Here is an 8,630-nt window from a genome sequence, read left to right as displayed (position 1 = left end):
CCCCCCCCCCCCCCCCCCCCCCCCCCCCCCCCCCCCCCCCCCCCCCCCCCCCCCGGGCCGGCGGCCGGGCCTGCACGAACGCAACGGTCTGACAGCCCACGGGCTGGCGCTCTGGGTCAACCCGGCCGAGGGCGACGACATTGATCCCGAAATCTGGGAACGGGCAGCCCGCCTGGTGCTGGCCCGTGCCATGAAACTTGCCCCGGAGGCGGAAGTCCGCATCTGGCCCGCCATCGGGGCAGAACACTCCGGCGTCGGCGACACTTCCTGGGGCGGCACTCCGCAGGAAGCCGCCGACGCCGGTACCAAGTCGGCGGCGACCGTGACACTCGCGGACGCCCTCGCCGAAGCGCGCGACAGCAGCCGTTCAGACGGCGCCTCAGCGGGCGGAAGCACCGCCGTCGAGCCCGTAACGTTGGCCAGCCGCCGCAGCCAACTTGCGGTGGACCTCGCCGCTGAAGTAGTCCTGCTGGATGGGGAGCCCGTTTCCTTTACTGGCATGGAATACAAGCTGCTGCGCTACCTCGTGGTGAACTGCTCCCGGGCCATTGCACGTGAAGAATTGCAACGCTTCCTGGAGTCATTTGATCTCCCCGGCGCGGCATTTCGCTCGATCGACGTTTATGTTGGAAGGGTGCGGCGGAAGCTAGGCTCCGCCCGACACACCGTCGCCACCGTCCGTGGTGGCGGCTACCAGTTCGTGCCAGGGCCTTATGCCACAGTGCGCGGACCTGCGGAATACAGCATCTGATTTCGCTGTTCTACCTCATTGACTTCGTTCTTTGAATGATCGCTGTTGTTTGAAATGACCGCCGGTGCACACCGGTTGAATGTAAAGGATCGCCATGACCCAGAAACTCCTCGTCGGAACGCAAGCACCTGATTTCGCGCTTCTCGACGCCGACGGCACCAAGGTCTCGCTGTCCGACTATCGCGGACGCAACGTCATTGTGTACTTCTACCCGAAGGCAGCCACCCCCGGCTGCACCACCGAGGCTTGCGACTTCCGCGACAACCTCGCCAGCCTGCAGGGCAACGGCTACGACGTCATCGGGATCTCCCCCGACGGCCCCGAGGCCCTCGCCAAGTTCACCGGCGAATTCGCGCTGACCTTCCCGCTGCTCTCCGACGAAGACCACAAGGTTGCCCTGGCCTACGGCGCCTGGGGCGAGAAGCTGGTAGACGGCGAAATCGTCGAGGGCATCGTCCGCTCCACCGTTGTCCTGGATGGCGAAGGCACAGTCCAGCTCGCCCAGTACCAGGTCTCGGCCCAGGGCCACGTCCAGGCGCTGAAGGAAGAGCTGGGCGTCTAACCCTCTCTCACGTCCCGCCCGCTTGAGCGCGACGCTCTCTCACGTCCCGCCCGCTTGAGGGAATCCCTCACTCACGTCCCGCCCGCTTGAGGGAATCCCTCTCTCACATAACTGCACAAAATCTGTAACGCCCGCTCACCTCTGTGCGCGGGCGTTACATATGTCATGACTAAACGTGACAAATAGCCAGCAGCATTAGTTAATGGAGCCATGGTCTCAACCTCGTCCCCGCGCCAAGCCGTCGTCGTCGAAGATGATGCCGACATCCGTGGGCTCCTCGTCCTCATCCTTGAGCAGCTCGACTTCGTCGTGACCGAGGCGCCCGACGGACTGTCCGGTGTCGAGGCCGTCCGGAACACCAACGCCGAATTGGTGACCCTGGACATCAACCTCCCCGACATCGACGGCATGGAAGTGTGCCGCCGGCTTCGGGAGTTCTCGGACGCCTATGTCCTGATGCTCACAGCCCGCGCGGACGAGATCGACCGGCTCAACGGCCTGGACACCGGCGCGGACGACTACATCAGCAAGCCCTTCAGCCCCAAGGAAGTCCAGGCCCGCATCCGCGCCCTCTTCCGCCGCGCGCGCACGCCCGCTGCGCCCGCCGAGGACCAGCGCCAAGTCGACGAACTCGAACGGGCCGCCGTCGTCCAGCAGAGCCTCCTGCCCCGGGAGACCGTCCGCGTGGAAGGGTACGACGTCGCTGGGGCCTTCCGCCCGACCCGCAGCGTTGGCGGGGACTTCTACGACTGGTACCAAACCAGCGACGGCATGCACCTGACGTTCGCCGATGCCATGGGCAAGGGAATGGGCGCGGCCCTGATCGCAGCGACTGTCCGGGCCGTGATGCGGTCGGTGGCGGACACCCCGGCGATCGCCGATGCGTTCGGCTCGGCCAGCGCCACCATCACCTCGGACCTTGACCAGTCGGGCTCATTCGTCACCATGTTCCACGCCCGCCTGGACAGCGCCTCAGGAAAGCTCAGCTATATCGACGCCGGTCACGGCCTTGCGCTGTACGTTCCAGCTGACGGGGCGGCTCAGCGGCTGGTCTCGGCCGGCCCGCCGGTAGGCATCCTCGACGACCGGCTATGGCCGGCCGCGGAACTTGAGCTGGAGCCCGGAGATTCCCTGGTGATCGTCAGCGACGGGGTGCTCGATGCCCACGATTCGCTGGAGGAGTTCGTGATTAACGTCGAAAAGGTCACACGCAACGGAGCTACCTCGGACGAGGTGTGCGCCGCCCTTCTGGAGTTGGCGCCCGCTGCAACCGCCGAAGATGACGTGACCGCCGTCGTCGTTCGCCGTAAACGCTGAGCCACAGAAAAGGGGGGGATTTTGACACGTTTCTGGACCCGGCTGCTGGTTGTCCTCACGGTCATTTTGGGCGTCAACTACGTGGCGTGGCGTTGGTACGCATCACTGAACTGGGATGCGTGGTGGATCGCCGTTCCGCTGGTCATCGCTGAAACGTACAGCCTGATCGATGTGATGCTCTTCGGCCTCACGGTGTGGAACCTCAAGATCCGCAAACCGCCACCCCCGGCACCCGCCGACGCCACAGTGGACGTCTTCATCACCACCTACAACGAACCGCTGGACCTGGTCCTGACCACGGCCTTGGCCGCCAAGGACATCCGGTGGCCGCACAGCACCTGGATTCTCGACGACGGCAATCGCCCCGAGATGCGCGACCTCGCCGACACCCACGGGATCGGCTACGTGACGCGCGGTGCCGACTGGACCCCTGACATGCCGCGGCATGCCAAAGCAGGGAACCTGAACAACGCGCTCATGGTCACCTCGGGCGAATACCTGTTGATTCTCGACGCCGACCAGATCCCGGAACCGGACATCCTGGACAAAACGCTGGGCTACTTCAACGATGACCGCGTGGCGCTGGTCCAAACGCCTCAGTACTTCATCAACGTCCCCGCCGACGATCCCCTGGGCAGCCAGGCGCCCCTGTTCTACGGACCCATCCAACAGGGCAAGGACGGCTGGAACGCGGCCTTCTTCTGCGGCTCCAACGCGATCCTGCGCCGCGAAGCCCTCATGCAGCTGGGCCTGGTGGGCTACGTCAAAGCCACGGAGAAGAGTGTCCGGCGGGCATTGAGCGCCTCCAAGCAGGCCATCAAGAAGGCCCGGCGCTCGGAGGAGGCCCGTAACCCGCTGGTGGAGCAGATGCTCAACGAGGTGGAGGCCGCCACCACGGCAGCCCAACAGGAACTCGACGCGCGGGTGTCCCTCAGCGAGATTACCTACCGCGTGCGGCGCAAAGTGGACGACGCCGTGCGCACCCTGGTCGCAGCGGACTTCTCCGCCCTGCAGTCCGACCTCGAAGAAATCGCGGCAATGGAACTCGCCCACGTCGGCGAAGGTGGCGTCACCACTGTGGCGAGTGACGCCGTCGACCGCATGTCCGGGCGCGACTGGTCGCCCTTGGGCGCGCTCGAATCGGTCCACGCCGTCCTGGACGCCATCTCCGTGGAACGCACCGATGAAGCCCAGCCGATCATGCCGCTGGCCACTATCTCGGTCACCGAGGACATGGCTACTGCAATGCGCATCCACGGGCTCGGCTGGAAGAGCGTGTACCACCACGAAATCCTCGCCAACGGCCTGGCGCCCGAGGACCTGAAAACCATGCTCACCCAGCGCCTCCGCTGGGCACAGGGCACCATGCAGGTCCTGCTTCGCGAAAATCCGCTGGTGCAACGGCGCTTGTCCTGGGGACAACGGCTCATGTACTTCTCCACCATGTGGAGCTACCTCAGCGGGTTTGCGGCCGTGGTCTACTTCGCCGCGCCGATCATTTACCTGACCCTCGGCATCCTCCCGGTCAGCAGCCTCAGCTGGGACTTCTTCATCCGCTTCATCCCGTTCATGGTGGTCAACCAGCTGCTGTTCGTGGTGGCGGGGCACGGGATTCCCACCTGGCGCGGGCAGCAGTACAGCCTTGCGCTGTTCCCCACGTGGATCAAGGCATGCACGACGGCGGCCCGCAACGTTTGGTTCGGACGTCCCCTCGGGTTCGCGGTCACCCCCAAAGCACGCCAGAGCGGCGGACCGAGTTGGAGCCTCATCCGCCCGCAGATCACGGTGGCTGTCCTGTTGGCTGTGGCGATGGTGGTCGGTATCGCCCGCCTGCTGACCGGGCTTTCCGAACCGTTGGGAACCCTGGTGAACGTGGCGTGGGTAGCGTTCGACCTGGTTGTCCTGAGCGTGCTGGTCAAGGCAGTTTTGTACAAGGGTTTCGTGCCTGAGGATGTTGGGCCCAAGCGCCCGGAGGAAAGGAATGCAGATGCAGTTTAGCTATGAGGTCAAGGACACCTACGCGGAAGTGAAGAGCGTTGGGCGCTTGAACATGGTGGCCGCGCCCAAACTCCGCGAGGTAGTGAACGAGGTTGTGGCCGGTGGCTCCAACCGCGTGGTGGTGAACCTGGCCGAGACCAACTTCATGGACTCGTCCGGGCTGGGCGCACTGATCGGTTGCCTCAAAGCAGCACGCCAGGCCGGCGGCGACCTCCGCATCGCCGCAGTTCAGCCGCAGGTGAAGATGGTGCTGGAACTGACCAACATGGACCGCGTGCTCACGGCCTACCCTTCGGCTGAGGAAGCATTCGGCGATGACTGACGTGATCGCCCGCCGGGGGTTCCACGGGCCTTCCACCGAGGAAGCAATCGAGTCCATCCACAACGAACTGGATGCCTTGTGGGACGACGCTTCCTTCGTGCCCGATATGGACCGGATGACTTTCGCGACCGCCGTGATCGAAGCCGCCGCCAACATTGTGCAGCACGCGTTGCCGGCGGCAGAGAAGCCTGTGGAGATCGACGTCGACATCAGCGTCCGTCCCAGCCGACTGGTGGCCAGGGTGAGCGCCTTCAACGCCCGCGAGCCGTTCGCCGACGACATGCAGGCGTCCATGCCGGATTCTGAGGCGGAGTCCGGGCGGGGGCTGGCATTGATCGAGGCACTGGTGACCACGGTGACGTTCGAGCGCCAGGACGGCACCAACACCTGGATCCTGACCCGCAACACCTGACCCTCACTCACATCCCACCCCCTTCCCGCCAACCCTCACTCACATCCCACCCCCTTCCGGCCAACCCTCACTCACCTACCACGGGTTGTTCTCCCCATCGCCATACCCAAGCCGCCGTGAAAGCATTCGGTGAGAACCGCCGTCGGGCGCTCAACGAACTGGGGACCTATGAACCGCCGTCTGGACCGAAAACCTTGGGCGCTGGCTGCTGCCCTGTTGATGGCGACCGTTGCTGCGGGATGCACCACCACTCCCGACGGTCCCACCCGGGAACCGAGCAGCGCGCCTCCCGTCACCGCCAGTCCGGCTCCCCTGGCCGAGAGCGCCGACAAGTACGATTCGCTGCGCGCCGACCTCGTTGCCGCGCTGGAGAAACAGATGCCGGACATCACTTGGTCCGCGGATGATCCGGCACGCATGAGCCACGCTCAAGACGGCAGGTGCGTGTTTTCCCCGCAGAGCATGAAAAGCAGCGCGGACATTGTGGAGCGTTCAAGGAACTTCGAAGAGGTCTTTACTGCCGCCGATCCCGTCCTCAAGAAGCACGGATTCCCAACATTTGACGGCACTGACCCAGTCCCGGGCGGCTGGGTGGTCACTCGGAGCACTGACGGCGTCGGCGCCACTGTCACCATCGAATCGAAGAGCCCGGCCTACCTGCGGATCACCGCGCCGGTGGCGTCCGAACGCTGCGATACCAACGAACTGGCAGGGGGGGACAAGTAATGCCGGGATTCTACGGTGCTGACATTGAACAGTTGCGGACATTAGCCAAAACCATGTCCCGGCACTCCGAGCGAATGACCTCGCTGTCCCAGGAACTGGGAAGCCTCATCGCCAACGCCCGCTGGGACGGCAGGGATGCTGCGACATTCCGGGCGTCGTGGAACTCCGAGCACCGGCCAATGCTGGTGAGGATCTCCGCCGAGCTACGGGACCAGGCCACGGAATTGGCCCGGAACGCGGACGAGCAGGACAAGTCCAGCTCGGGGTCTTCGGGCTCCGATCGTTCCGGGCGGGGCGACTCCAACCCGCCCGGCGACCCCGGGCCCCTGAACCCGGACACGCCCGACGTCGATGTTCCCGGCGATGTTCGAAAGGACCCCGACGCCGGCAACCCCAGCGACATCCGCCAGGGCCAGATCGGTGACTGCTGGCTGCTGGCCGGGATGGGTTCGGTGGCCCAGGAATTGGAGCGGCAGGGCAAATTGGATGAGTTCCTGGAATCGCATATGCGTCCCGTCGGCGACCCGCCAACACACTGGGTTGTCACCCTGTATGACGACGGCGAACCCGTGGAGGTGACTGTGGAGGCCAAGTCCACGGAGGGCGGAGTCCGCGGCGCAGACGGCCAACCGAACTGGTTGTCCATCTACGAACGCGCTGCCGCTGAGCACCGGGGCGGCTCCTACGATGACATCGACGGCGGCTACAGCAACGAAGCCATGGAGCTGATGACCGGAAAGTCCGCGGATAAGGACGGGGAGCTGAACCTGGACGACATCGAGGACAAACTTTCGGACGGCAAAGCGGTCTCCGTAGGCACCGAAGATGTGAAAGACGACGACTTCGATTGGTTCTGGGAATCTGAAGAGGTCAACCGCACAGATGTGGTCCCCAACCACGCGTACATGGTGGTGGATGTGAAAACCAACGACGACGGCCAGAAGGTCATCGTGCTGGCCAACCCATGGGGGCCTTCAGGCGGTTACATGGAGGGCGACAGCGACCACAAGTCCGGAACGCTGGAACTGACCGAAGATGAGTACAAGGAGAACTTCGATTCCGTGTACTCCGTGGATGTGAAGTAGGGATGGCCGTGGAACAGCTGGTAACCGTGAAGCAAGGAATGCAGCCAACCTTCGACGGCGTGAAAGTTGGGGTGGTCAAGATTGGCATGGCCGAAGGAGCCCCTGCCGTGCAGTTCTGGATCCGGACGGCAGAGGAGGAACGGAAGCAGGCCTTCCGGGAGGGGCAGTCCGTCACTCTCCCCGGCGCGGGGACCCTCACCGTCACGGGGATCCAGCCCGACGACGACTCGGCCCTCGCCTCGGTGACGTTGAAGTACGACGGCGGGACGTGAGAGAGCGTCACGCCCAAACAGGCGGAACGTGAGAGAGCGTCACCCCCAAACAGGCGGGACGTGAGCGAGCGTCAGGCTTTGGCGAGGGCCTCTTTCAGGGCGCCCAGCACCAGTGTCACCGACGCACTGTTGGCGTTGGGGCCCATCATGCCGATCCGCCACACCGTGTCCGCGTATTCCCCCACCCCAGAGCCAATTTCCATGCTGAAGTGCTTCAAAAGGTAGGCGCGCACGGCAGCCGAGTTCACGCCGTCGGGCACTTTGACGGTGGTGAGGCTCGGCAACCGGGAACCTTCGGCGGCGAACAGTTCCAGCCCCATCTCCTGCAGCCCGTTCTGCAACGCGTCACCAGCGGCGCGATGCCGGGCCTGAACAACGTCCAGCCCTTCGGCGAGGATGCGGTCCAATGCAGCTTCCAGGCCGGCGATCATGGTGACCGGTGCTGTGTGGTGGTAGGTGCGGGCACCGCTGGCCGCGCCGACGTAGCCGCCGAGCAGCCCAATATCCAGGTACCAGGAGCGCGGGTCCTTGACGCGGCGTTCGAACGCGCGGTCGGACACCGTGAAGGGAGACAAGCCCGGCGGGACGCCCAAGCACTTCTGCGTGCCCGCGTATCCGACGTCGATCCCCCAGTCGTCCGCCAGGAGCTCCAACCCACCGATCGATGTGACGGCGTCCGTAATCAGCAGCGCGTCTCCCTTTCCGGCACCGAGTGCGGCGATGTCGGAGATCACGCCTACGGATGTCTCAGCGTGGACCGCCGCGATCACTTTGGGATGAGGGTGTGCCGAGAGCACCCGGTCGGCGTCGATGGGCTGGCCCCACTCATGGTCCACGCGGACCACCTCTGCGCCGCAGCGCCGGGCGACCTCACACATCCGCGCCCCGAAAAGGCCGTTGACGGCGATCACTGCCACGTCGCCGTCGGACACGGTGTTCACGAAAGCCGCTTCCATCCCGCCGGAACCGGTAGCGCTCAGCGGAAGTGTGCGCGCATTGGAAGTCCCCCACACTGTACGGAGGCCCTCGCAGGTGTGGTCGAGCCGCTCGATGAACACTGGGTCCAGGTGGCCTAGCACGGGGTACGCCAAGGCGGCCATGGCTTCGGGGTAGCAATTGCTGGGGCCGGGACCGAACAGGAACCTGGACGTCAGAATGTCTGGCATGTTGGAACTCCTTCCGCTG

Annotated in this window: 10 protein-coding genes; 9 read left to right on the top strand and 1 reads right to left on the bottom strand. The window is 64.8% G+C overall.

The window, feature by feature from the left end:
• Nucleotides 1-70: 70 nt before the first annotated feature.
• The 9 genes from ABHM97_RS15985 (at nucleotide 71) to ABHM97_RS15945 (ending at nucleotide 7,445) form a co-directional block, all read left to right on the top strand.
• Nucleotides 71-751 (top strand): winged helix-turn-helix domain-containing protein, encoded by a 681-nt coding sequence (locus tag ABHM97_RS15985; protein WP_349471558.1) that lies wholly within the window; start codon nucleotides 71-73, stop codon nucleotides 749-751.
• Between the two features lie 94 nt (nucleotides 752-845).
• Nucleotides 846-1,313: a thioredoxin-dependent thiol peroxidase gene (bcp, locus tag ABHM97_RS15980; protein WP_257369550.1), complete on the top strand. Its 468-nt coding sequence runs from the start codon at nucleotides 846-848 to the stop codon at nucleotides 1,311-1,313.
• Between the two features lie 210 nt (nucleotides 1,314-1,523).
• Nucleotides 1,524-2,630, top strand: a complete 1,107-nt coding sequence (locus ABHM97_RS15975; RefSeq protein WP_349471449.1) for a PP2C family protein-serine/threonine phosphatase — start codon at nucleotides 1,524-1,526, stop codon at nucleotides 2,628-2,630.
• 21 nt (nucleotides 2,631-2,651) lie between these two features.
• The gene (locus ABHM97_RS15970) at nucleotides 2,652-4,628 is read left to right on the top strand and encodes a glycosyltransferase family 2 protein (RefSeq protein ID WP_349471448.1); all 1,977 of its coding nucleotides are present in this window, start codon (nucleotides 2,652-2,654) and stop codon (nucleotides 4,626-4,628) included.
• On the top strand, nucleotides 4,618-4,950 hold the full coding sequence (locus ABHM97_RS15965) for an STAS domain-containing protein (protein WP_235517702.1): 333 nt from the start codon (nucleotides 4,618-4,620) through the stop codon (nucleotides 4,948-4,950). The genes ABHM97_RS15970 and ABHM97_RS15965 overlap by 11 nt, the downstream gene beginning before the upstream one ends.
• Nucleotides 4,943-5,362, top strand: coding sequence for an ATP-binding protein (locus tag ABHM97_RS15960; protein ID WP_284987607.1), 420 nt, complete (start codon nucleotides 4,943-4,945; stop codon nucleotides 5,360-5,362). The genes ABHM97_RS15965 and ABHM97_RS15960 overlap by 8 nt, the downstream gene beginning before the upstream one ends.
• Nucleotides 5,363-5,530: 168 nt before the next feature.
• Entirely contained in the window at nucleotides 5,531-6,088 is a 558-nt protein-coding gene (locus ABHM97_RS15955) for a hypothetical protein (protein WP_349471447.1), read from the top strand.
• Nucleotides 6,088-7,173, top strand: a complete 1,086-nt coding sequence (locus tag ABHM97_RS15950) for a C2 family cysteine protease (RefSeq protein WP_349471446.1) — start codon at nucleotides 6,088-6,090, stop codon at nucleotides 7,171-7,173. Before ABHM97_RS15955 ends, ABHM97_RS15950 begins: the two co-directional genes overlap by 1 nt.
• Nucleotides 7,174-7,181: 8 nt before the next feature.
• Nucleotides 7,182-7,445: a hypothetical protein gene (locus ABHM97_RS15945; protein WP_349471445.1), complete on the top strand. Its 264-nt coding sequence runs from the start codon at nucleotides 7,182-7,184 to the stop codon at nucleotides 7,443-7,445.
• 71 nt (nucleotides 7,446-7,516) lie between these two features.
• Here ABHM97_RS15945 and ABHM97_RS15940 read toward each other — a convergent pair whose 3' ends face one another.
• A complete protein-coding gene (locus ABHM97_RS15940; RefSeq protein WP_349471444.1) occupies nucleotides 7,517-8,611 on the bottom strand; it encodes a pyridoxal-phosphate-dependent aminotransferase family protein in 1,095 nt (364 codons plus the stop codon).
• Nucleotides 8,612-8,630 lie beyond the last annotated feature (19 nt).

Origin of the sequence: Paenarthrobacter sp. CAP02 (assembly GCF_040137855.1) — a bacterium.
Lineage (GTDB): Bacteria > Actinomycetota > Actinomycetes > Actinomycetales > Micrococcaceae > Arthrobacter.
The sequence above is the reverse complement of the archived record's forward strand: the minus strand, read 5'-3'. Positions and strand labels throughout refer to the sequence as shown.